At 66.6% G+C, this 21,393-nt stretch carries 17 protein-coding genes; 9 read left to right on the forward strand and 8 right to left on the reverse strand.

What is annotated here, in order from left to right; all coding sequences use genetic code 11:
* Nucleotides 1-72 precede the first annotated feature (72 nt).
* Both AC5RWT_RS14880 and AC5RWT_RS14885 read right to left on the reverse strand, forming a co-directional pair.
* Entirely contained in the window at nucleotides 73-1,881 is a 1,809-nt protein-coding gene (locus AC5RWT_RS14880; protein ID WP_494080845.1) for an ABC transporter ATP-binding protein, read from the reverse strand.
* The gene (locus AC5RWT_RS14885) at nucleotides 1,878-3,674 is read right to left on the reverse strand and encodes an ABC transporter ATP-binding protein (protein WP_494080846.1); all 1,797 of its coding nucleotides are present in this window, start codon (nucleotides 3,672-3,674) and stop codon (nucleotides 1,878-1,880) included. The genes AC5RWT_RS14880 and AC5RWT_RS14885 overlap by 4 nt, the downstream gene beginning before the upstream one ends.
* Before the next feature lie 164 nt (nucleotides 3,675-3,838).
* Between AC5RWT_RS14885 and AC5RWT_RS14890 the strand changes: the two genes are divergently transcribed.
* Both AC5RWT_RS14890 and AC5RWT_RS14895 read left to right on the forward strand, forming a co-directional pair.
* A complete protein-coding gene (locus AC5RWT_RS14890; RefSeq protein ID WP_494080847.1) occupies nucleotides 3,839-4,468 on the forward strand; it encodes a nicotinamide mononucleotide transporter in 630 nt (209 codons plus the stop codon).
* A 300-nt stretch (nucleotides 4,469-4,768) separates the two neighbouring features.
* Nucleotides 4,769-6,652, forward strand: coding sequence for an HNH endonuclease signature motif containing protein (locus AC5RWT_RS14895; RefSeq protein WP_494080848.1), 1,884 nt, complete (start codon nucleotides 4,769-4,771; stop codon nucleotides 6,650-6,652).
* 68 nt (nucleotides 6,653-6,720) lie between these two features.
* Here the strand turns inward: AC5RWT_RS14895 and AC5RWT_RS14900 are convergent, their stop codons facing one another.
* On the reverse strand, nucleotides 6,721-7,707 hold the full coding sequence (locus AC5RWT_RS14900; protein ID WP_494080849.1) for a metallophosphoesterase: 987 nt from the start codon (nucleotides 7,705-7,707) through the stop codon (nucleotides 6,721-6,723).
* Nucleotides 7,708-7,709: 2 nt separating this feature from the next.
* Nucleotides 7,710-9,968 (reverse strand): transglycosylase domain-containing protein, encoded by a 2,259-nt coding sequence (locus AC5RWT_RS14905; RefSeq protein WP_494080850.1) that lies wholly within the window; start codon nucleotides 9,966-9,968, stop codon nucleotides 7,710-7,712.
* Nucleotides 9,969-10,005: 37 nt separating this feature from the next.
* Here AC5RWT_RS14905 and sp36 point away from each other — a divergent pair, with 37 nt between their 5' ends.
* From sp36 to AC5RWT_RS14920, 3 genes are read left to right on the forward strand one after another with little or no spacing between them, the layout of a single operon-like run.
* Nucleotides 10,006-10,161: a Sp36 family protein gene (sp36, locus tag AC5RWT_RS14910; RefSeq protein ID WP_127512922.1), complete on the forward strand. Its 156-nt coding sequence runs from the start codon at nucleotides 10,006-10,008 to the stop codon at nucleotides 10,159-10,161.
* Between the two features lie 2 nt (nucleotides 10,162-10,163).
* On the forward strand, nucleotides 10,164-10,658 hold the full coding sequence (locus AC5RWT_RS14915; RefSeq protein WP_494080851.1) for a RidA family protein: 495 nt from the start codon (nucleotides 10,164-10,166) through the stop codon (nucleotides 10,656-10,658).
* Nucleotides 10,659-10,689: 31 nt separating this feature from the next.
* The gene (locus AC5RWT_RS14920) at nucleotides 10,690-11,574 is read left to right on the forward strand and encodes an NUDIX hydrolase (RefSeq protein WP_494080852.1); all 885 of its coding nucleotides are present in this window, start codon (nucleotides 10,690-10,692) and stop codon (nucleotides 11,572-11,574) included.
* A 101-nt stretch (nucleotides 11,575-11,675) separates the two neighbouring features.
* Here AC5RWT_RS14920 and AC5RWT_RS14925 read toward each other — a convergent pair whose 3' ends face one another.
* Nucleotides 11,676-12,353, reverse strand: a complete 678-nt coding sequence (locus AC5RWT_RS14925; protein ID WP_127512919.1) for a Crp/Fnr family transcriptional regulator — start codon at nucleotides 12,351-12,353, stop codon at nucleotides 11,676-11,678.
* A 251-nt stretch (nucleotides 12,354-12,604) separates the two neighbouring features.
* On the opposite strand from AC5RWT_RS14925, the gene AC5RWT_RS14930 reads away from it, so the two are divergent.
* Nucleotides 12,605-13,789, forward strand: a complete 1,185-nt coding sequence (locus AC5RWT_RS14930; RefSeq protein ID WP_494080864.1) for a MarP family serine protease — start codon at nucleotides 12,605-12,607, stop codon at nucleotides 13,787-13,789.
* An 11-nt stretch (nucleotides 13,790-13,800) separates the two neighbouring features.
* On the opposite strand, the gene aroQ is transcribed toward AC5RWT_RS14930, so the two are convergent.
* Together aroQ and acs are read right to left on the reverse strand one after the other, a co-directional pair.
* Complete coding sequence (gene aroQ, locus AC5RWT_RS14935; protein WP_494042724.1) at nucleotides 13,801-14,253, reverse strand: type II 3-dehydroquinate dehydratase; 453 nt, start codon at nucleotides 14,251-14,253, stop codon at nucleotides 13,801-13,803.
* Between the two features lie 145 nt (nucleotides 14,254-14,398).
* Nucleotides 14,399-16,378, reverse strand: coding sequence for an acetate--CoA ligase (gene acs / locus AC5RWT_RS14940; RefSeq protein WP_494080853.1), 1,980 nt, complete (start codon nucleotides 16,376-16,378; stop codon nucleotides 14,399-14,401).
* 290 nt (nucleotides 16,379-16,668) lie between these two features.
* Here acs and AC5RWT_RS14945 point away from each other — a divergent pair, with 290 nt between their 5' ends.
* From AC5RWT_RS14945 to AC5RWT_RS14955, 3 genes are read left to right on the forward strand one after another with little or no spacing between them, the layout of a single operon-like run.
* Nucleotides 16,669-18,267: a hypothetical protein gene (locus AC5RWT_RS14945; protein ID WP_494080854.1), complete on the forward strand. Its 1,599-nt coding sequence runs from the start codon at nucleotides 16,669-16,671 to the stop codon at nucleotides 18,265-18,267.
* Nucleotides 18,260-19,075: an endonuclease III gene (nth, locus tag AC5RWT_RS14950; protein ID WP_494042721.1), complete on the forward strand. Its 816-nt coding sequence runs from the start codon at nucleotides 18,260-18,262 to the stop codon at nucleotides 19,073-19,075. The genes AC5RWT_RS14945 and nth overlap by 8 nt, the downstream gene beginning before the upstream one ends.
* 2 nt (nucleotides 19,076-19,077) lie before the next feature.
* A complete protein-coding gene (locus AC5RWT_RS14955) occupies nucleotides 19,078-19,782 on the forward strand; it encodes an NUDIX hydrolase (protein WP_494042720.1) in 705 nt (234 codons plus the stop codon).
* Here the strand turns inward: AC5RWT_RS14955 and AC5RWT_RS14960 are convergent.
* Entirely contained in the window at nucleotides 19,673-21,370 is a 1,698-nt protein-coding gene (locus AC5RWT_RS14960; protein WP_494042719.1) for a WXG100-like domain-containing protein, read from the reverse strand. The genes AC5RWT_RS14955 and AC5RWT_RS14960 overlap by 110 nt on opposite strands.
* Nucleotides 21,371-21,393: the final 23 nt, after the last annotated feature.

Raw genomic sequence — 21,393 nt, forward strand, 5'->3', positions numbered from 1 at the left:
GCGAAAGCAACTGTTCAAGGATAGCGGAGACAGGTCCGAAACGAGAAATCGGCGTCCGGCTGCCCGCACGGATCAGATCAGCGAATCCTTCCACGCGGCGTGCAACTGCGCGAAGCGGCCGCTGCCGGCGATCAGCTCCGCCGGGGACCCGTCCTCCACCACCTGGCCGTCATGGATCACCAGCACGCGGTCGGCTATCTCCACGGTGGACAGCCGGTGCGCGATGATCAGCGCGGTGCGGTTGCCGAGCAGCGTCTGCAGGCCTTCCTGGACCTGGCGCTCGCTCGGGACGTCCAGCGAAGCGGTGGCTTCATCCAGGATCAGCACGGCCGGATCCGCCAGGAACGCGCGGGCGAAGGAGACCAGCTGCCGCTGCCCGGCGGAAACGCGGCCGCCGCGCTTGTTCACATCGGTGTCGTAGCCCTCTGGCAGGGACAGGATGAACTCGTGGGCGCCGACGGCGCGGGCGGCGTCTTCGATCTGCTCGCGGCCGGCCTGCGGGTTGCCCAGGGCGATGTTCTCCGCGACGCTGCCGCTGAACAGGAACGCCTCCTGCGTGACCATGACGACGGCGCGGCGCAGGTCCTCGTTGGACAGTTGCCGCAGCTCGACGCCGTCCAGGGTGAGCGAGCCCGAGGTCAGGTCGTAGAAGCGGGCGATCAGTTTGGCGACCGTGGACTTGCCGGCTCCGGTCTGCCCGACGACGGCGATGGTCTGGCCGGCGGGAATGTCCAGGTTCAGTTGAGGCAGCACCACCCGCCCGTCCCCGTAACCGAAGACCGCGTCGCGGAACCGGATTGCGCCCCGGGCGTTTTTGAGCGGGACGGGAGTTGCCGGGGGAACCACGGTGGGTTCCTCCTCCAGCAACCCGGAGACCTTTTCCAGCGCCGATGAGGCAGATTGGAACGAGCTGTAGAACATGGCGATCTGTTCCGTGGGGCGGAAGACCTGCTTGGTGGCCAGCAGCACCGCCACCAGCGTGCCGATGGCCAGGTCGCCGTCCAGCACGCGGAAGCCGCCGATCAACAGCACCGCGGCCACGGTCAGGTTGCCGATGCCGTTCAGCGCCGGCTGGAGCACGCCGAAGTACTTGATGTTCCGCAGGGTGGCGCGGCGATAGTCGCCGGCCAGCTCGTCGAACCGTGCGGCGTTGTCCCGCTCGCGGCGGAAGGCCTTGACCGCCCGGATGCCGGTCATGGTTTCCACGAAGTGCACGATCAGCCGGGCCGAGACCACCCGGGACGCGCGGTTGGCCAGCTCCGAACCCTTCTGGTACCACCGGGTGACGAACCCGATGGGGATGGCGGCGACCAGGATGATCACGCCGCTCTTCCAGTCCAGGCCCACGATGCTGATGGCGGTGAAGACCATGAACATCGCCCCGGAGGTCAGCTGGGTGACGCCGTTGTCCAGCAGCTCCCGCAGCGCCTCCAGATCGGAGGTCTGCCGGGAGATGATCCGGCCGGAGGTGTAGGTCTCGTGGAACTCCAAACTCAGCCGCTGGGTGTGCCGGAAAACGCGCACGCGCAGGGCCAGCAGCATGGCCTGGCTGAGCCGGGCGGTGACATAGGTGTAGGCGGCCAGCAGCGAGCCGCCGGCGATCGCGATGGCCGCGTAGGCGGCGGCCACCAGCACCAGCGGGGCTGCGTCGCCGTCGGTCAGGGACGGCAGGGCGTTGTTGATGCCGAAGGCCACCAGTACCGGGCCAGCCGCGCGGGCGGCATTGCTGACCACCACCAGGACGACGGACAGCGCGAACAGCCTCCGGTGCGGGGAGACCAGCTCGCCCAGCAGGTGCAGCGAACGCCGGCGGACGGCTTTGCGGTCGGCCTTGGCCAGGTTGATGTTGTCTTCGCCGGCGACTCCGGTCATGGAACTCATCGGGATTCCTTCGCGTCCAACACGTCTTCGACGGAGGGCTCGGCCGCCAGCGAGGCGATCACGTAGCGGTAATGGTCGTTGGTCCGCAGCAGTTCGGAGTGGGTGCCGACGGCGGCGATGCTCCGGTCCTGCAGTAACGCCACCCGGTCCGCCAGCGCCACGGTCGAGGGCCGGTGGGCCACAATCAGGGTCGTCGTACCCTGCAGTTCTTGGCGCAGCCGCTGCGTCACCGCTTCTTCTGTCCGCACATCCAAGGCGGAGAGCGGGTCGTCCAGCACCAGCACGGCCGGCCGGGCCGCGATGGCCCGGGCCAGCGCGATCCGCTGCCGCTGCCCGCCGGAAAGGCTCAGCCCTTCCTCGCCGATCTTCGTCTCCACGCCCTGCGGCAGATCGTAGGCGAACTGGGCCTGTGCCACCTCCAGCGCGCGGGCCAGCAGGTCGTCCGGGTTTTCGCCGCCGGGCCTGGCGCCCAGCAGCACATTTTCCCGGACCGAGGTGGAGAACAGCGTGGAATCTTCGAAGGCCACCGACACGTGGCTGCGCAGTTCGGTGAGCGGGAAGCGGCGGATGTCCGTACCGTCCAGGAGCAGGGCGCCTGCGGACACGTCGTACAGCCGGGGGACCAGTTGCAGCAGCGTGCTCTTGCCTGAGCCGGTCACGCCCACCAGCGCCATGGTTTCGCCGGCGCGCACATGCAGGTCCACGCCGTCGAGGACCGGTGCAGTGCCCGGCGCGGCGTCCGGGTAGCGAAAGACGACGCCGGCCAGGCGCAGGTCCCCGCGGACGGAGCCCGCCGGCTGCGGCTCTTCCGGATCCGTGATGGTGTTCTCCGTGTCCATCACATCGAAGTGCCGGTCCAGGGCGGTCTTGGCCGTCAGGGTCATGCCCATCAGGGACCCGATCGCTTCCACCGGCCCGGCCACCACTGCGGCGGTCGCAAAGAAGGCGACCAACTCGCCCACGGTCATCTGTCCGCCGGCCACTTGGATGATGCCGATGACCAGGGCTGCACCCAGCACCAGGTCCGGCAGCGAAACAACGGTGGCCAAGAACTTGGACAGCGTGCGGGCCTTGGCCAGCTCGGTCTGGCGCAGTTCTTCCGCCTGCCCGTGGAAATTGTCCAGCGCGTACGGGCCCCGGCCGAAGGCCTTGAGCACGCGGATGCCGTGCACCGATTCCTCCACCGTGGTGGCCAGATCTCCGGCCTGGTCCTGGCTGAGCCGGGAGGAGGCGCCGAATGCCGTACGGAAGCGGAACCCCTGCCAGACCAGCGGCACGGCAACGACCAGGAAGATCACTCCCAGCAGTTGGTTCAGCGCGAACATCAACGCCAGGCCCACAGCCACGGTCACGAAGGAGACCACCAGCATCAGCGAGCCGAACGCCAGCCAGCGGCGGATCAGGCCCAGGTCGGCCATCGCCCGGGACAGCAGCTGGCCCGATCCCCACCGGTCGTGGAAGGCGGCGGGCAAGTGCTGCACATGCCTGTAAAGACGGGTGCGCATGCCCATCTCCACGTCCGTGGCCGGCGCGATTACGAAAACACGCCGCAGGTACACCAGACCTGCCTCCGCCAAACCCAGCAAGGCAATGACGACGGCGGGGCCCCAGACTTCGGAGGGATCGCCTCCGGTGTGGATGGTGTCGACGAGCCCCCGGAGCACCTGCGGAATGGCCAACGCCACGAGGCTGGCACCGAGGGCACTGAAGAATCCCATAATCAGCCGGGGCAGGATGGGCCGTACATATTCATTGAGCCTGGCAATGGTCCGCCAGAGGGAAAGCTCAGTCATTTCGTCGATTCATCGCCATGGATTTCGTAGCGGGAGTGCCTTGTGTACTGCAGCAACCATCCTAGCGAGCCGAGTGAGGCGCCGGTCACCCTGAGGGCACTTACCGTGATGCCTTCGTTGGCGGTGCTTGTTAGTCTTGGCGAAACCGTTCACCGGGGGAGCGCATGGAACTGACCGAGGCATTCAGCAGCATTGACGCTGTCGTCTTTTGGGTGATCTTCCCACTGTTGAGAATGCTGACGGTGCTGCTGATGGCGCTGCGGAAACGGGCAGGCTGGCTGGTGCTGTTGGTGGAACCAGCCCTGTCCCTGGTCTTGATGACGGCGGGCGGCGGCTTCAGCTTCGCATCAATGCTGCTACCGGCGGTCGCCGTGTACGGCTGGTGGCAGTGGCGCAAGCGCGCGGCCGACGGGTCTCCTCCCGTGCATTCTGTGCAGCGGCAGGATTGGCTTGCCGCGGCTGCATTCCTTGTGTTGACCGTTGTGGTCACCAGCATCCAGACCCTGCCGATGATGATTATGTACATGACTAGCGTGTCCGTGATGGTCCAAACGCTGTTGGTCAACGCCCTCACCATGCTGTTGTACTTTGGCCTGGCGCGCGGGGTGGTTGAGGCGTGGTGGCTCGGCATCGCCCTGTCGCTGATGGGGCTGGCCACTGCCATCGCCGCCCCAGCGGGCCCGGGAGTCATCTGGTTGCTGGAGGGACTGACCCTGACGGTGCTGTCCGGGCTGCTCTACGTTTACGGTTGGTTCCGGTGGCGGGCCGCGCGAACTCAGACAACCGTTTCCTGATTTCATTCGCAGACGGCAAGCCTGACGGGGTGCAGGTGAAACCCTGACGTTGCAGGGCCCTCCTCTGTGCTGCTGTCGGCAGTTTTGTGCCGCGGCGACACTGATTGCGCTCGCCTTGAGCGGGCGGCACCTCCTATTGCGCTCGCCTTGAGCGAGCGGCACCTCCTATTGCGCTCGCCTTGAGCGAGCGGCACCTCCTATTGCGCTCGCCTTGACCGGGGCCCCAATTCAGCGCCGACTCGTCCTACACATTGCGGGTTTTCGCTAGGGGTCGAAAATGTGTACGAATAAAATTGTGGTATGACGCTTGCAGCGATGGACCGGACCGAGGAGACGGAGACGTCTCTGGCCGAGGTACGCGCAGTGCTCCAAGACATCGCCGCCTGCTTTGCGGCCGAAGCGCCGTCGCTTTCCACCCGGGATCTGGCTACCAGAGTAGCGGCGGTCGAGGACGTTTCTAAGACGGTGGAATACCTGCAGGCAGCAGGCGCGCATGCCGTGGAGCGCGCTGACCTGGCCGCCAACGGGGAATCCGCCGCCCCCACCGCAGCCTTCGCCGATGATTGCGCTCCCGGGAGTGCGGGGGAGTGGGCCAATCCGGCTGCCGCCATCACCGCGGGCGGCGGGGCCCTCCCCGAGAGTCATGACCGCCTCGGCAGCTCCGACGCCGCAGGCTCCAAGAAGCGGCAGCGCCGCCGCAAGACCGAGTTCCGGAACAACGCCGAATACCTGCGCTCGCGGCTGGGGATCGGCATCGTCGAAGCGCGGCGGCGGCTGCGGGTCGGCAAGGCCGTGAGCGCCCCGGTCAGGCTCGACGGCGAGGCCGGTACCCCGGATCTGCCCGTGCTGGCAGACGCCATGGCCCAGGGGGACATCAGCGGCCAGGCCGCGGCCCTCGTTACCGATTCCATCGGGCGGGCCCGTCACGCCGCTGATCCCGGGACCTTGGAGGCCATGGAAGCCTCGCTGGTCGCCCAGGCCATTGAAACCGACACTGACACGCTGGTTATGGTCGCCAAGACCTGGGAAACAGCCGTGGACCAGGACGGAGCGGAACCTTCCGAGGAGGAGCTGCGGGCACGGCAGGGCATGTTCTACCGCGGACGCCGGCGGGGCTTGCACCAGTTTGTCATCAACACTACGGACGACCAGTACGAACTCCTCGCCACGGTGATGAACTCCGCCGCGAACCCCCGCATCCGCCCGGAAGCCATCGAAGCTGCAGCAACCGGCCCCGATCACGCTGCCATCGGTGAAACCGGCGCCACCACGGGCACCGTCGACGCAGACAGAGCCGCAGACAGTGGAGCGGCATCCGCCACCGCCGCAGCAGATGCGGTACAGGGCGGCTCCGGGGCCGGAGGCACAGCATGCGGTAGCGCCGGCATCCTCGCAGAAGAAGGAAACGGTGCGGTCCACGATTCCGAAGACAGCAGCCACGCGGATGCGGTCCCAGAAGGCACTGATCCACAAGGCGCTTATCCCGACGACATCGACTCCGATGGTTTGGCTCCTGAGGGCGTAGAACCCGTGGTCCTAGCGGGGCTTGATCAGTTCACCCGGGCGCAGAAACTTCTGGCGGGCCTGATCGGTGCCTGCCGTATCGCCCTGAACGTTGACAAGCTCCCGGACTCCGGAGGGCTGCGCACGCAAATGATTGTCACGAGCGGTTATGAACAACTCGCCGGGCTGCTGTCGGGCGGCGGCAGCGCCGTCTACAACGGCTCGCTCTCGGCTCAAACGGTGCGCCGGATGGCCTGCGACGCTGAGATCGTTCCCGCAGTCCTCGGCTCCAAGGGCGAGGTCCTGGATTTGGGCAGGTCCCAACGCTTTTTCAGCCGGGCCATCCGCAAGGCCCTGATAGCCCGGGACAAAGGCTGCGCCTTTCCCGGCTGCACTATGCCCGCCCTCTGGACCGAGGCACACCACATCGTGCCCTGGTGGGCCGGCGGACGGACCGACGTCAACAACGGAGTCTGCCTCTGCGGCCTCCACCACGACCTGATCGAACAAGGCAACTGGGAAATCGACGTCCTCAAAGGCATCCCCTGGTTCATCCCACCGGACTACATTGATCCCCGCCGCAAACCACTCCGAAACGCTTACTGGCAAACCCAGGTTCCGGTCCGGCCGCTCCGCCCCGGGCCGCGAACGGGGCGGCTGCGGGAGCAAGCCGCAAGGTGAGGCGCAAGGTGGGCCGCCGATCCGCATGGCTGAGCCTTCTCGAACCAGCAGCGCTACAACCTGCACGTTCAGCCGAGCCGGGGCCCTTCCGTGGGGACTTCGCCGGCGGTGGCGGATGGGGAAGGCGTCAGCGTCAGCAGCACTGCTTCCGGGCGGCAAGCGAATCGGATCGGAGCCAGCCGGGACGTTCCCAGCCCTGCCGACACGTTCAAGGGCACGCTGCGCCCTTGGTAATCCCAGTACGTCAGGCCGCGGGCACGCCAAGTTGGCAGATCGCAGTTGCTGATCAAGGCCCCGTAACCGGGAAGGCAGACTTGGCCTCCATGGGTATGGCCGGCCAGGATCAAATCGGCGTCTCCGGCGGTGAAGTTGTTCAACACGCGCTGGTAGGGTGCGTGTGCCACGGCGATGCGCAGATGGGCCGCGCTGTCTGCAGAAGTGGATCCGTTGGGAAAGCCCACATACCGGTCCCGCTGCAGGTGCGGATCGTCCACGCCGGTGAAGTCCAACCGCACTCGGTCCACAACCAGCGACTGGTTCCGGTTGGTCAAATCGATCCAGCCGGCGGTGCCGAAAGCGGCGTGCATTTCACGCCACGGCAGCTCCCGCGAACCATAGTCCTCTGGTTGTTTCGACGGTCCGGTGAGGTAGGAGAACGGGTTCTTCATCACCGGGGCGTAGTAGTCGTTGGAGCCGGGGACGAAAACACCCGGCACGTCCATCAGCGGAGCCAGCGAGTCCAACAGGGGTTTCACGGCTTGGCGGTGGCTGAGGTTGTCGCCGGTGTTGACCACCAAATCAGGTTCCAGCGCAACCAGTCGACGCAACCACTTCTGCTTGAGCGACTGCCCAGGCGACATGTGGATGTCGGACAGGTGCAGAATCTTTAGCGGAGGCTGTCCCGCCGGCAGGATGGACAGCGTTTCTTCGCGCAGTCCGAAGAGGTTGCGCTCGATGACTGAGCCGTAAACCAGCGTGGCCCCGCCCGCGGCAGCAGCCCCAAGGGCCAGCTTGCCTGCGGTGCGGAGCCGCGCTCGCAGTGCTTCAGCGTCCACGGTCAGTCGTCGCTACCGTTGCGGTTCCCATTGCCGCCGCCGCCGTTGCCGTTATCCGAGCCGCCGGAGTCGTTGTCATTGTCGGAACCGCCGTTGTCGGAGCCGCCGCCGTCGCTATCGCCGGAATCTGAGCTCTTCTTGTCGTCGGTCTCAACCTTCTTGGCCTGCGGCGGATAGAGCATGCTGCCGGGTGCGGAGCCGAAGCCCCCGGTCTTGTACAACCCCGCGACCTTCTCCATGTAGTCGGTCCACTGGCCGCCCGCGATGGTCGCGCCGTCAACGTAGCTGCGGGTCACGCCGTTGATCGGGATGTTGTTGATCGACTTGTAAGCGTGTGGGTTGCCCACCCAGGAAGCAGTAGAGATGCCCTTGGTATAGCCCACGGTCCAGGTGTACTCGGACTTGTCCGTGGTACCGGTCTTGGCAGCGGCGGGAACGCCGATCGGGTGGATCCCTCCGAGCCGCAGGTTGACCAAGTTTTCCAGCGGGACGCTGACGGCAGCGGCGACCTCTTCGGAGATGGCCCGGTCACAGGACTTCTTCGGGACCTTGTACTTGTTGCCCTCGGCGTCCGTGACGGAAGTCAGCGCGATCGGCTTGCAGTACACGCCGCCGTTGGCGAATGCCGCGAACGAGGCGGCCATCGTCATCGGCGAAACGTTGGTCGTGCCGATGATGAAGGACGGGTGCTCGATGCTGATCGGCTCTTTGTCCGTAGCCGTGCGTACGCCGAGTCGGGTTGCCGCGTCCTGGATGTCGCACAGGTCCAACTGCGCTGCCATCGCGGCCGTGGCGGAGTTGATCGACCAGGTCAGGCCCTGGCTTGCGGTCATGCTGCGCTCGAAGCCGGGCAGAGCGTTCTGGAAGTCCCACTCGCTGAACCACGCGTCCGGCGGCAGGCAGCTGGCCTGCCAGTTGTACTGCGCCGGGTACATGGTGCGGCGCGCATCGACCGATGCATTGAGCGCCCTGCCCGATTCCAGCCAGGCGACGGTGGTGTAGGGCTTCATCGTGGAGCCGGGCTGCCAGCCGTTGCCGCCGCCCATGTCAGCGTCCACGTTGTAGTTCAGCTCCGTGTTGGCCGCGCCATCTTCCGGGCTGTACTTGGTGTTCTGGGCCATCATCAGGATCTTGCCGGTGCCCGGCTCGATCGAAACCATGGAAGAACCGACGCCGGACTTATCGCCCTTCGGGACTTCCTGCTCGATCTGCTTCTGGCCTTCCTTCTGGAGGCGGGAATCGAGCGTGGTCTTGATCGTCAGGCCGCCGCGGGCCAGCAGCTTGGCGCGTTCGGTGGAGTCCGCCCCGAAGGCGTCCGACTGCATGATCGCGTGCTGGACGTAGCTGCAGAAGTAATCGGCGAAGTTGGCCGCCACACAGCCCGAACGCACGGGCTTGAGGTTGAGGTCCAAGTCGGTGGCGACGGCTTCGTCGTATTCCGCCTTGGTGATCTTGCCTGCGCTGAGCATGGCCGCCAGCACGGTGTTGCGCCGCTCCAGCGTGGCCTCCGGATTGTTCACCGGGTTGAAGTAGTTGGGCGACTGCACCATGCCGGCCAGCATGGCCGACTGCGGAATCGTCAGCTTCGCGGCGGAAACGCCGAAGAACGTCTTGGCAGCAGCTTCGATCCCATAAACCTGGCCGCTGAACAACACAATGTTCAGGTAGCCCTGCAGGATCTCTTCCTTGCTGAATTCCTTCTCGACGGCGATGGCCAGCTTCGCCTCGCGGAGCTTGTCGCCAATGTCCTTGGTGCCGCTGATGGTCAGCTCTTCGGCCCCCTTGCCCGCGGACGCGCCGGCGTCGATCAGTACGTTGTTCACGTACTGCATGGTCAACGTGGACGCCCCCTGCAGGTCGCCGCCTGCCAAGTTGGTCACGGCGGCACGCATGATGCCCTGCGGGTCCACGCCGTTGTGCTCGTAGAAGCGCACGTCCTCGATGGAGATGATGGCGTCCTGCATATGCGGGGAAACCTTGTCCAGGCTGACGGGAACACGGTTTTCGGCGTAGAACGTAGCGATCAGCTTGCCGTCGGCGGAGAGGATCCGCGAGGGCTGGGACAGCGGCTGTGTCTGCAGTTCGTCCGGCAACTGGTCGAAGTACTCGATCGAGGAGGTTGCCCCGACACCGGCTACGGCAGCGGCCGGGACCAGCAGGCCCGCTGCGAGCACGCCACAGAGCGCACTGATACCCAGGAAGCCAACTATCTTGCCGAGGGTGGTCGCAGTGTCGAAGAAGGGGGATTTGCGAGCGGCCATGGGGTCCACTTTACAAGCAAGCGCTAGGCTTTCATTCATGACCAAATGGGAATACGCGACAATTCCGCTCATTATCCACGCGACCAAGCAGATTCTTGACCAGTGGGGCGACGACGGCTGGGAGCTCGTCCAGGTGTTCCCGGGCCCGAACGGGACCAACCCGGTCGCCTATTTGAAGAGGGAGAAGCAGTAGCCATGAGTGGAACGACCGAAGCCCGAATGTCCGCCGTCGAAGAGCGCCTCGCTGGACTGGGCATGTCCGTGCCGGAGGTCGCAGCTCCGGTGGCCGCCTACGTGCCGGCGGTAGTCACCGGGAACTACGTCTACACCTCCGGGCAGCTGCCGTTTGTCAAAGGCGAACTGCCAGCCGTGGGCAAGGTGGGCGACGGCGCCGGCTTGGTCAGCGCCGAGGAGGCCAAGAAGCTGGCCGCGACCGCCGCGGTGAATGCGCTGGCAGCGGTCAAGAGCGTCATCGGCGACTTGGACCGGATCACGCGGATCGTCAAGGTTGTCGGTTTTGTCGCGTCCGATCCCGCCTTCACCGGCCAACCGGGAGTGATCAACGGGGCGTCCGAACTGCTGGGGCAAGTTCTCGGCGACGCGGGCGCTCACGCGCGCTCCGCCGTCGGCGTGGCAGTGCTGCCGCTGGATTCGCCGGTTGAGGTAGAACTGATTGCCGAATTCAGCTAGTCCGCTTCGAGAGGAGCAACGGCTCTTCCCAGTGGCTCCGGACCAGCTGGGCGCGGCCCACAGCTGGTTCGAGCATGGGGAGCGCTCACCGCGGAAGCCGCGCCTGGCGTCCTCCGTGGTCCTGGTCCGGGATGGGGCTGCCGGCACGGAAACCTACCTCGGTTACCGTTCGGGCTCCTCTCCTTTGGGCACTGTGGCGTTTCCCGGCGGCAGCGTGGACGATGACGACGGCGAGCCCATTACCTGGTTCGGGCCGTCGCCGGCCAAGTGGGCCGAGACGATGGGGATCAGCGACCATCGCGTTGCCCAGGCCCATGTGGTGGCCGCCATCCGCGAACTGTTCGAGGAAACCGGCGTGCTGCTGGCCGGCCCGGACGAGTCCAGCCTGCCGGAATCGACCTCCGGCGCCGACTGGATGCGCACTCGCGAGGCGGTGGCCGGCCAGGAAAAGTCCTTCGCCGAGGCGCTTGCCCGGCGCGGGCTGGGCGTGCGTACTGATTTGCTCAAGCCGCTGTCCACCTGGCTGAGTCCGGACTTCGCCCACCGCCGCTTCGACACGCGCTACTTCGCTGCCGCCCAGCCGGCCAACCAACGGCCGTCCCTGCTGGAAAGCAAGGGTCTGTGGGCAGCCTGGCTGCCTGCGCAGGAACTGATGGCGGGGCGGGAAACCACGGCGTTGGGCGATCTGGTGGATCAGCCGGACACGCGGGGACTGACCTTCAGCGAAGTGACGTCGCCGGCGGTAGAGGTCATCGTGGAGAAGATCGCGTCGGCCCGTGGCTGCATTGCCTACCTGTCACACAAACGCCCGCAGCGGATCTACCACCCCGAGCTGGTGCTGGTGGATGGCGTGCCGATGCTGCAGGTTGTGGCCAGCGCCGCTGCCGAGGGCGGAGCAGTTCAGCGGGGTCGCTAAGCGGGGCGTTTGAGTGCGCACTGTCCCTCACCACGCAACCAGTACGACGGCGGGGGCCCACCTTAAGGTGAGCCCCCGCCGTCGTACTTTTCAGTGGAGAATCAGCGAGAACGCTGGCGCAGACGCTGGATGTCCAGGATGACCACGGCGCGTGCTTCCAGGCGCAGCCAGCCGCGCTGGACGAACTCGGCCAGGGCCTTGTTCACGGTTTCGCGGGAGGCGCCCACCAGCTGCGCCAGCTCTTCCTGGGTCAGCTCGTGCGCCACCAGGATGCCATCCGTGGCCGGGCGGCCGAAGCGGTCGGCCAGGTCCAGCAGGGCCTTGGCAACACGGCCCGGAACGTCGGAGAAGACCAAATCGGCCAGCGAGTCGTTGGTACGGCGGAGGCGGCGGGCCAAGGCCTGCAGCAGCTGCGCCGAAACCTCGGGACGGGTCTCCAGCAAGCCGCGCAGGTTCTCGTTCTTCAGTCCGGCCAGGCGGGTTTCGGAAACAGCCGTTGCCGAGGTGCTGCGCGGGCTCGGGTCGAACAGGGCCATTTCGCCAAAGAGTTCGCCCGGGCCGAGGATGGCCACCAGGTTCTCGCGGCCGTCGTTAGCGGTGCGGCCCAGCTTGATCTTGCCGGAGACGATGAAATAGAGCTGGTCGCCTTGGTCACCTTCGCGGAACACCGAAGCGCCGCGGGACAGGTCGACCTCGGTCAACTCGTCGGTCAGCGCTGCAAACACGTCATCGTCAAGGGTGGCAAAAAGAGGTGCGCGGCGAAGGATCTCTACGTCCATGAATTCTCCAATTTAGTACTGTTCGGCGTGGGCAGGCTGCTCTCCCGTGGGGGCACTGGCTTCCATTTTGCCGTATGTAAAGCGGTTGTGACATCTTCCACAAGGCTTTTCGCTCCCAGAGGACGGGAAAACCGGCGGCGTCGTGGGCCGCGCAGGGACTACCGGAGTGGTCAACGGCCAACCTGCCTGAATAATTCCCACAGGTGGACGGCTTAGACTATTGCACATCCGACCGCTACGGAGAATGTGTGATTTTCGGCCTGACCATCTTGGACATCGTCCTGCTTCTGATCCTCTTGTCCTACCTGATTTCAGGCCTGCGCAAGGGGTTCGTGGTCACGCTCGGCGGCATCGTTGGCATCGTCGCCGGAGCGGTGGCGGCCTTCTTCGCGATCCCGCTGGTCAGCCAGTGGGTGCCGGACAGCGGATGGCGGCTCACTGCAACCATTGCCGTGGCGGTGTTGTTGGTGGTGCTGGGACATGCCCTCGGATCCGGAATCGGCGCCGGCATCCGGCGGCGGATGGACTTCCCGCCACTGCGGCCGGTGGACCGTTTGCTAGGCGGTGCTATGAACCTGGCCGTGACCGCGCTGGTGATCTCCATGCTGGCGTTCAGCCTGGGCACCATGGGTGTGCCGTTGATTTCCCAGCAGATTGCCGGGTCCAAGGTGATTGCAACCATCGAGCACCTGACCCCGAATCCGGTAAAGGCCTGGGCGGCCCAGGTGCGTTCCGCCGTGGTGCCCGACGGTATCCCGTTGGTGCTCGATCCGCAGGCGCCGCGGGAACCGGCGCAGATCCCGGACACCAGCACGGACACCGCGGCGCTGAACGAGGCATCGGCATCGGTGCTCCGGATCGCCGGAACGGCCTTCCAATGCGGGCAGAACCAGACGGGCTCGGGCTTTGCGGTGGCGCCGAACCGCGTGATGACCAACGCGCACGTAGTGGCCGGCGTCAATGAACCGGTGGTGGAGATCCCGGACGGGCGGGTGCTGCCCGGCCGAGTGGTGTTCTTCGACGCTGTGCGCGATCTGGCAGTGCTGGCCGTGGACGACTTGAATGTGCGGCCGTTGCCCTTGGGCGGCGAACTGTCCGAAGGCGACTTCGCTGCTTTCCAGGGCTACCCTGCCGGCGGCCCTTTCCAGAGCAACCCGGCCACGGTCCAAGGCCGTTCCCAGGTATTGGTCCAGAACATCTACGGTGCGGACCCGTCCTCGCTTCAGGTGTACACCTTGGCCGCGGACGTGAAGCAAGGCAACTCCGGTGGACCGCTGCTGGATGCCGATGGCAACGTGGCCGGTGTGGTGTTCGCGAAGTCCACCCAGAACGTGCCGGTGGGTTATGCGCTGACGCTGGAAGAGGTCAAGCCGGTGGTTGACGCGGCACTTGGCTACCAGGAGACCATCTCCGCCGGCCAGTGCGTGACCCGCTAGAGGCGGTCCGGCTACAGGACCTCGGCGAGGTATTCGACCGCCAGCCGGTAGCCGGCAATGCCGGCGCCCGCGATCACCGCGTCGGCCACACCGGAAATATAGGAGTGGTGGCGGAACTGTTCGCGCTTGTGGATGTTGGTGATGTGCACTTCCACCACCGGCAGCGCCACCCCGGAGAGCGCGTCGCGGAGGGCCACGGAGGTATGGCTGTACCCGCCCGGGTTGATGATGATTGCATCGGCAGTGTCCCGGGCGGCGTGGACCGCATCGATCAGCGCGCCTTCGTGGTTGGACTGCACGCACTCGGCGCTCCAGCCGTGCGCCGTTGCGGCCTCGGTGGCTAGCTTCTCCACATCCGCCAGCGTTGCCGTGCCGTACACCTCGGGCTCGCGCGTGCCGAGCAGGTTCAGGTTCGGGCCGTTCAGTACCAGTACGCGGCGGGATCCGGGAGTGTCTGCAGTCATGCCCTTACTATGCCTCAATCCCGCCGCCGGCGAGATCTCCTGTTACGCGTGGTCTGGTGGTGTGCAAGGCAGACAGGGGCCTCCCGCCGGGGGCTTCCCGCCAGGACAGTCAGCGGGAAGCCCCCGGCCTGCAGCCGGCTGGCCGTCAGGCCTTGAGTGAGGCGGCGATCTGCTGCATGACGGTGTTGTCGGCCAGGGTGGTGGCGTCGCCGACTTCACGTCCTTCGGCGACGTCCTTGAGCAGCCTGCGCATGATCTTGCCGGAGCGGGTCTTGGGCAGTTCCGGCACCACCAGGATGGTGCGCGGCTTCGCGATCGGACCGATCTCCTTACCGACGTGTGCGCGCAGCGTGGCCACGATGTCCGGGTCTTCCGCCGCGCCGCCGCGAAGGATCACGAACGCGACGACGGCCTCGCCGGTGGTTTCGTCCTTCGCTCCGACGACGGCGGCTTCGGCGACCGCGGGGTGGGAAACGAGGGCGGATTCGATCTCGGTGGTGGAGAGCCGGTGGCCGGAGACGTTCATCACGTCGTCCACCCGGCCGAGCAGCCAGATGTCGCCGTCGTCGTCCTTTTTGGCGCCGTCGCCGGCGAAGTACATGTTCTCGAACCGGGACCAGTAGGTTTCCTTGAACCGCTCCGGGTCGCCCCAGATGCCGCGCAGCATGGCCGGCCACGGCTCGCGGATCACCAGGTAGCCGCCGTGGCCGTCCGGGACGGAGGCGCCGAGTTCGTCCACCACGTCCACGGCGATGCCCGGCACGGCGACTTGGGCGGAGCCGGGTTTGGTGGCGGTGACGCCGGGCAGCGGGGCGATCATGTGGGCGCCGGTCTCGGTCTGCCACCAGGTGTCCACGATCGGTGCCTTGTCGCCGCCGATGACGCGCCGGTACCACATCCAGGCTTCGGGGTTGATGGGCTCGCCCACGGATCCGAGCACACGGATGGAGGACAGGTCATACTCCGCAGGGATGTGGTCGCCCCACTTCATCATGGTGCGGATCGCCGTCGGCGCGGTGTAGAGGATGGAGACCTTGTACTTTTCCACGATCTCCCACCAGCGGCCCTGGTGCGGCGAGTCGGGGGTGCCCTCGTACATGACCTGGGTGGCGCCGTTGATCAGCGGCGCGTAGGTGACGTAGGAGTGGCCGGTGACCCAGCCGATGTCCGCGGTGCACCAGAAGACGTCGGTTTCCGGTTTCAGGTCGAAGACGACCTTGTGCGTGTAGGCGCACTGGGTGAGGTAGCCGCCGGTGGTGTGCAGGATGCCCTTGGGCTTTCCGGTGGTGCCGGAGGTGTAGAGGATGAACAGCGGGTGCTCGGCGTCGTGCGGCACGGGGGTGTGCTCCGCAGACGCGGCTTCCACGGTGTCCGCCCACCACTGGTCGCGGCCTTCGTGCCAGTCGACCGGTTCGCCGTTGCGCTTGACCACCACCACGTTGGACACAGTGTGGCCGGGTGCGGCGAGGGCCTCGTCCACGGCGGGCTTCAGCGCGGAGGGCTTGCCGCGGCGCCAGGTGCCGTCGGCGGTCACCACCAGTTTCGCCTCGGCGTCGTCGATCCGGGAGCGCAGCGCATCGGCGGAGAAACCGCCGAAGACCACCGAGTGCACGGCGCCGATCCGCGCGCAGGCCAGCATGGTGATCACCGCTTCCGGGATCATCGGCAGGTAGACGGCGACCCGGTCGCCCTTGGCCACGCCGAGGGATTCGAACGCGTTAGCGGCCTTTTTCACTTCCTCGGTCAACTGCGCGTACGTGTACGTGCGGGTGTCGCCGGGTTCGCCCTCGAAATAGATGGCCACCCGGTCACCCAGACCGTTCTCCACGTGCCGATCAAGCGCGTTGTAGGCCGCGTTCAGTTCGCCCCCGACGAACCACTTGGCGAAGGGGGCCTCGGACCAGTCCAAGGCCTGGGTGAAGTCTTTGTCCCAGGACAGGACGTCGCGGGCCTGCTTGGCCCAGAAGGCCGGACGGTCCGCCTCGGCTTCCGCGTAAACACCCGGCTTGGCCACCGCTGCCTCAGCGAATTCAGCGCTTGGCGCAAATTTACGGTTCTCCTGGAGCAGGTTCTCCAAGGCATCGCCGGCGGCGGTGGAAGTCTGCGGTCCATTGGCTTCAGACATATGAAGGCCCCTTCGTTTTTGCTGCGGTCGTTGGCGTGCACCGGCTTCCGTCGGCCGGGCACATCTGCTGCTTTTCAGCCTAATCCTTCGTGGGCCTTTCGCAGTGTCGACCGTCACAATGCTCGATGCAAAAGGTCTCGAATCTGCGCTGAACGGCACCAGCAAGTGCGTTCGACGGCGGTGGTCCGGCTAGTGAAGGGTTGGTTCCTTGACTACGCTGAGACCAGCGCCAGAACGTTGCACAGCGGGCCAGACCCGCTCTGCAACCGCAACGACCCGGAGGATCGACGATGTCACAGAGCTCCCAGACCCACGGCACGGCAGGAACTGCGGTGGCCGGCCCCTTCACTGCGCGAGACCTGGTGGTGGGCGCCGGCGTCATCTTGCTGTTCCTCTCCTCGGTGCTGCCCCTCGAAGTTCTCCGGGGGATCGGGGTGAACTTGTGGAACTCGGCCGGACTGTTCCAGCTGGGGCTGGGCATCCTGCTGCCTGCGGTGGTGCTGGTGCTCTTTGTGGTGCGCCGTTTGGCGCCGCAGACGCCGCTGCGGATCGGCTCCTTGTCTGTTGATCAATTCGCCTCGGTGGTGGCATCTCTTGCCTTGGCCTTCTACTTCCTGACCATCGTCACCGTCTACAGCGTCAGCGGAATCATTGGATTCATCGGCGCACTGGTGCTCTTCGCCGGGACCGTCTGCGCACGATGGATCCCGCAGTTGGCCGCAGACTTTGTGGGCCGTCCCGAGACGCCGGCCCACCCGGTGGCGCGGGATGCCGTCCCGGCAGCACCCCGGCCGAAGGCACCGCAGCCTGCAGCGCAGCGTCCCGGCGCGCCTGCCGACTACGGGACGGAGGCTGCTAACCAGCATCAAACCGTTTCGGCCGGAGCCGGTGCCTATGGATCCGCAACCCCGGCTGCTGCGGGGTGGGACCAGAGCAGCACGCAACAGCCGTCCACCGGCCAGTTTGCCGCGCCGTCCGGCAACGGGGCAGCCGGGGTTGCGGGTGCTGCCGCGGCTGCCCAAGCAACGCAAGCGCCGGAGTCAGCCACCGCCGCCTCGAGGCACACCACGGGGCGGGACACCGCAGCCAGTCCGGCCGGCGTCCAGCAGGCCACGGAACTCGAAGCCGACGATTCCGTTGCACCGGGTGCCGCAGACGGGGAGGCCGTCGGCATTCCGGTGACTGATGACTCGAGCGGTTCGTCCACCACTAGGGCAGGTGCCCTCGCAGCAGGCGGTGTTGCCCGCGATGTGGGGTACTCCGGAAAAACAGTGGTGGGAAGCCCTCAGCCGTCCGCCGACGGCCAGCGTGTCCCGGAGCCTGCCGGTGCAGGTGGCGCCGAACCTCGGGATCGCGCCAACGGCACGGCACAGACCGGCATTGCTGAACCTCAGGCCGAGACGGCCGTCCCTGCCGGGGGAGCGATCGGCGGGGCCGCCGCCGAGCCAACCGCAGCCCGAACCGGCTCGACTCGCGTCGACGCCGAGCCAACTGCAGCCCGAACCGGCTCGACTCGTGCCGACGCCGAGCCAACCGCAGCCCGAACCGGCCCGACTCGTGCCGAGGCTGTCCCGGAAACGACCACGGCCATGCCGTCCGTCGCAGCGAACGGCGCTGACCGCGCCCCCGCCGAGGCTGCCTCGGCGTCGTCTCCGATCAGCGCCACGCGTGAACACTACGAGGAAGCCGAGGAGGAGTACGAAGCCTTCTGGTTCGCCGTCGGACGCACCCGCCCCGTCTTGGACGAGAACACCGGGCAGGTCATGTTCACAGTCGAACCGGGGTCCTGGATCCTGGCGCTGCAAGACCGGGGGGATGAATTCCTGGTCCAGCACACGGACGGCAGGGTTGGCGTTTTGAGGGACCTGACGAACATTGAGCGTGCCTGACAAGGCGCCGGCCACCCGCCGGCGCAAGATTGAAGAATCCCTACTGGCACGCAAACGCCGGGCCCGGCGGATCAACAAGGAGCTCGCCGAGCACTACCCCTACGCGGTGGCCGAGCTAGATTTCAGCAATCCCTTCGAACTGCTGGTGGCAACCATTTTGTCCGCGCAGACCACCGATGTCCGGGTCAACATGACCACCCCGGTGCTCTTCGCACGCTATCCGGACGCGCGCGCGCTCGCCGAGGCAGATGAGACGGAACTGCAGGAGCTGATCAAGCCCACCGGCTTCTTCCGTGCCAAGAGCCAGAGCTTACTCAAGATGGCCGGCCAGATCGTCGATGAGTTTGATGGCGAGGTCCCGGGCAAGCTGGATGACCTGGTCAAGCTCGCCGGCGTAGGACGCAAGACCGCGAACGTGGTGCTTGGCAATGCCTTTGGCATCCCGGGGATCACCGTGGATACGCATTTCCTCAGGTTGTCGCGCCGTTTCGGTTGGACCGATTCCACCGATGCCGTCAAGGTGGAGTACGACGTCGCGGAGCTGTTCGAGCCCAAGGACTGGACCATGCTCTCGCACCATGTGGTCTTTCACGGCCGCCGCGTGTGCCACGCCCGGAAGCCTGCCTGCGGCGCCTGCCCGGTCGCCCAATGGTGCCCGTCCTATGGCGAGGGGGAAGTTGACCCGGAGAAGGCACGGAAACTGCTGAAGTACGAGCTGGCCCCGGGACGTGAAGAACTCCTGGCCCGGATGATGGCCGGTGAAACCCGCCAGGAGCTTCGCGCCGCAGGATTCCCGCTGGGAGCCTGACAGTGAGTGCGAAGAAGGATCTGCAGCGGCTAATGGAGCTGCCGATGGAACAGCGGCTCTCCGTCCGTGAACGCGAGCGGTGGTACAACGTCGCCTTGGAGGCGGAAGCGGTGCGCCCGGCAGCGGTGCTCCTGCTCTTCGGTGCCCTGGACGATGCGCCGGCCCACTTTCACGACTCCGCCGTCCCGGATGACCTGGACGTGCTTTTCGTGGAGCGCGCCGCCAACCTCAGCTCGCATCCAGGGCAAGTCGCCTTTCCCGGTGGCGCCATTGACTCCGACGACGACGGACCTGCCGCCGCCGCAGTGCGCGAAGCGGTGGAGGAGACCGGGCTGGACGCCACCGGCGTCGAGGTTCTGGGGGTCCTGCCGGACATCCCGTTGTCGGTCAGCAACTTCCTGGTCACTCCCGTCCTGGCCTGGTGGGCTTCTCCCTCGCCGGTGGCCGTGGTGGATTTCGCTGAGTCCGCACAGGTTTTCCGGGTGCCGGTCGCGGACCTGCTGGATCCTGCCAACCGGCGGATGTCGGTGCTCCGCCGCGGCGGCCAGATCTTCCGCAGCCCGGCGTTCCTGGTCCACGGAGTGGTGGTCTGGGGCTTTACCGCGATCCTGCTGAGCCATCTTTTTGATGATCTGGGCTGGACTTTAGAATGGGACACGTCCCAAGAGATCCCGGCCCCGATCGCTCCGCCCCGGGTGGACGACTGACGACATCGCGCATGCCTGACGCAGGCGGACCCGCGCGGGGCGGGGGAGCCGTCGCAGGCGGCGGGGCCGGCCGCGTAGTAATGCCAGCGGACGGCCGAGAGGGATCGGTTGGCCTGGCAGTGGCCTCTGTGCGAGGTGGCGGCGTGGGCCTGGGTTGTGGCACCGGCGACGGCGTGGGACCCGGTTGTGGTCCAGGGGTTGGGGCGGGTCCCGGGTGCGGCACGGGCGAGCGTTTGTCCCGGTCAGGCGGCACGGCGCCGCCGGCACCTAGGACTTGCTTCAACCAGGAGTCCTTCGACGAAAGCGTCCACGCGCTATCGGCCCGCTGGGCCCAGTTGTAGGCCGTGAAAACGGAGAAGACGAACGGCACCAACCTGCCCGGCTTCAGCATGGAAGTCACAGGGCTCGCTGTGGGTACCGGGGAGAGGAGCCGCGGCGCCAGCTGCGCCGTCAGCCGGCGCTGAGCGGTCTGGCCGGCAAGCTGCAGTACGAGGCTTTCCGGTCCTGCGGCCAGCACGCCGAGGATGGAGTCGCCGTGGCTGCGCAGCAGAGCCCGTGCGGCTGCCATGTTCTCGGAGGCAAGGGCCAGCTTTGCACGGGTGGAGGCCTTGACCAACCCGCGGGCTGCGACAGCGGTGGAGGAAGCAGCGATCCCTCGCATGCGGTGTGAGACGGCGGCGACCCGTGCCATCGCTGCGGCACTGGTGCCAGCAGCCCTCGCCGACGCTGCCCCCAGCGCACCGACCACCGAACGGAAAATCGATGCTGCGGCAGCTAGCCTTGCAGCACCGGCGGCACTGGAGATAAAGACCGAGAGTCCCGCGCTGACCGGCGCCAGCGCCATGCTCACACCCAGCGTCAGGGCGACGTCGCGGGTAAACGCGGTGGCCTCCTCAACCAGTTGCCGATGCGCCAGTTCTACCGCGTCGGCGTACTCCTTGCATCCCTCGGCGAGGGCGTCACAACCGTCCGCCAGCACGGAAGCGCTAGCCGTCAGCTCACCGTTTGCATCGAGAAGCAGCAGCACATCCGTCGCGCGAAGGCCCGAGAGCGCGCGCGTCGCCGCTCGGTCTGCGGCGGCCGCATGTGTCTTGGTCTCTCGGCCGATGTCCTGCCAGACGCCGGCTATGCTGCGCACTGCGGCGGCGTCGCCGGACGGCCAGAGCACGCCGGCGGCATCGGCGATCAGTTGCCCGAGTTCCGGAAGCAGCGGAAACTTGCCGCCGACGGCTGACGCCGGCAGGGGAAGGCAGCGTTCGCCGTGCGGGGGAGCCGGTTGTTCGAAGGCTGTGGGGGATCCCGCGGCCGCCTGTTCCGTGAACCGGTAGAGCGCCGCGGCGCACTGCGTGGAGCAGCGGAGCCGGCCGTACGCGCCGGCAAGTCCTTCAATCCCGCGCAACAGCAGCGCTGCGTCGCGGTCGTAGGCACGTCCCCAAACCGAAGCATCGGCCTCCCAGCCCGACATTCCAGCGCCCACGCCCAACCGGCCGTTTGCCGCTTCCCGCAAGTTCTCGTAGGCTGCGGCTGCCGTTCCCGCCGCCGCTGCGGCCCGCTCCAAGGCGGCAGTATCAATGGCGAGCACTCCCATCCGCATCCCTCCTCCGGCACCGC

The sequence above is a fragment of the Arthrobacter sp. Dra40 genome, assembly GCF_059091905.1.

Coding starts and splice junctions, on each gene's coding strand:
- sp36 (WP_127512922.1), top strand. CDS start 10,006: ATGACCAAATGGGAATACGCGACAATTCCGCTCATTATCCACGCGACC.
- AC5RWT_RS14880 (WP_494080845.1), bottom strand. CDS start 1,881: ATGAGTTCCATGACCGGAGTCGCCGGCGAAGACAACATCAACCTGGCC.
- AC5RWT_RS14885 (WP_494080846.1), bottom strand. CDS start 3,674: ATGACTGAGCTTTCCCTCTGGCGGACCATTGCCAGGCTCAATGAATAT.
- aroQ (WP_494042724.1), bottom strand. CDS start 14,253: ATGACTGCAGACACTCCCGGATCCCGCCGCGTACTGGTACTGAACGGC.
- AC5RWT_RS14905 (WP_494080850.1), bottom strand. CDS start 9,968: ATGGCCGCTCGCAAATCCCCCTTCTTCGACACTGCGACCACCCTCGGC.
- AC5RWT_RS14890 (WP_494080847.1), top strand. CDS start 3,839: ATGGAACTGACCGAGGCATTCAGCAGCATTGACGCTGTCGTCTTTTGG.
- AC5RWT_RS14895 (WP_494080848.1), top strand. CDS start 4,769: ATGACGCTTGCAGCGATGGACCGGACCGAGGAGACGGAGACGTCTCTG.
- acs (WP_494080853.1), bottom strand. CDS start 16,378: ATGTCTGAAGCCAATGGACCGCAGACTTCCACCGCCGCCGGCGATGCC.
- AC5RWT_RS14915 (WP_494080851.1), top strand. CDS start 10,164: ATGAGTGGAACGACCGAAGCCCGAATGTCCGCCGTCGAAGAGCGCCTC.
- AC5RWT_RS14960 (WP_494042719.1), bottom strand. CDS start 21,370: ATGGGAGTGCTCGCCATTGATACTGCCGCCTTGGAGCGGGCCGCAGCG.
- AC5RWT_RS14945 (WP_494080854.1), top strand. CDS start 16,669: ATGTCACAGAGCTCCCAGACCCACGGCACGGCAGGAACTGCGGTGGCC.
- AC5RWT_RS14925 (WP_127512919.1), bottom strand. CDS start 12,353: ATGGACGTAGAGATCCTTCGCCGCGCACCTCTTTTTGCCACCCTTGAC.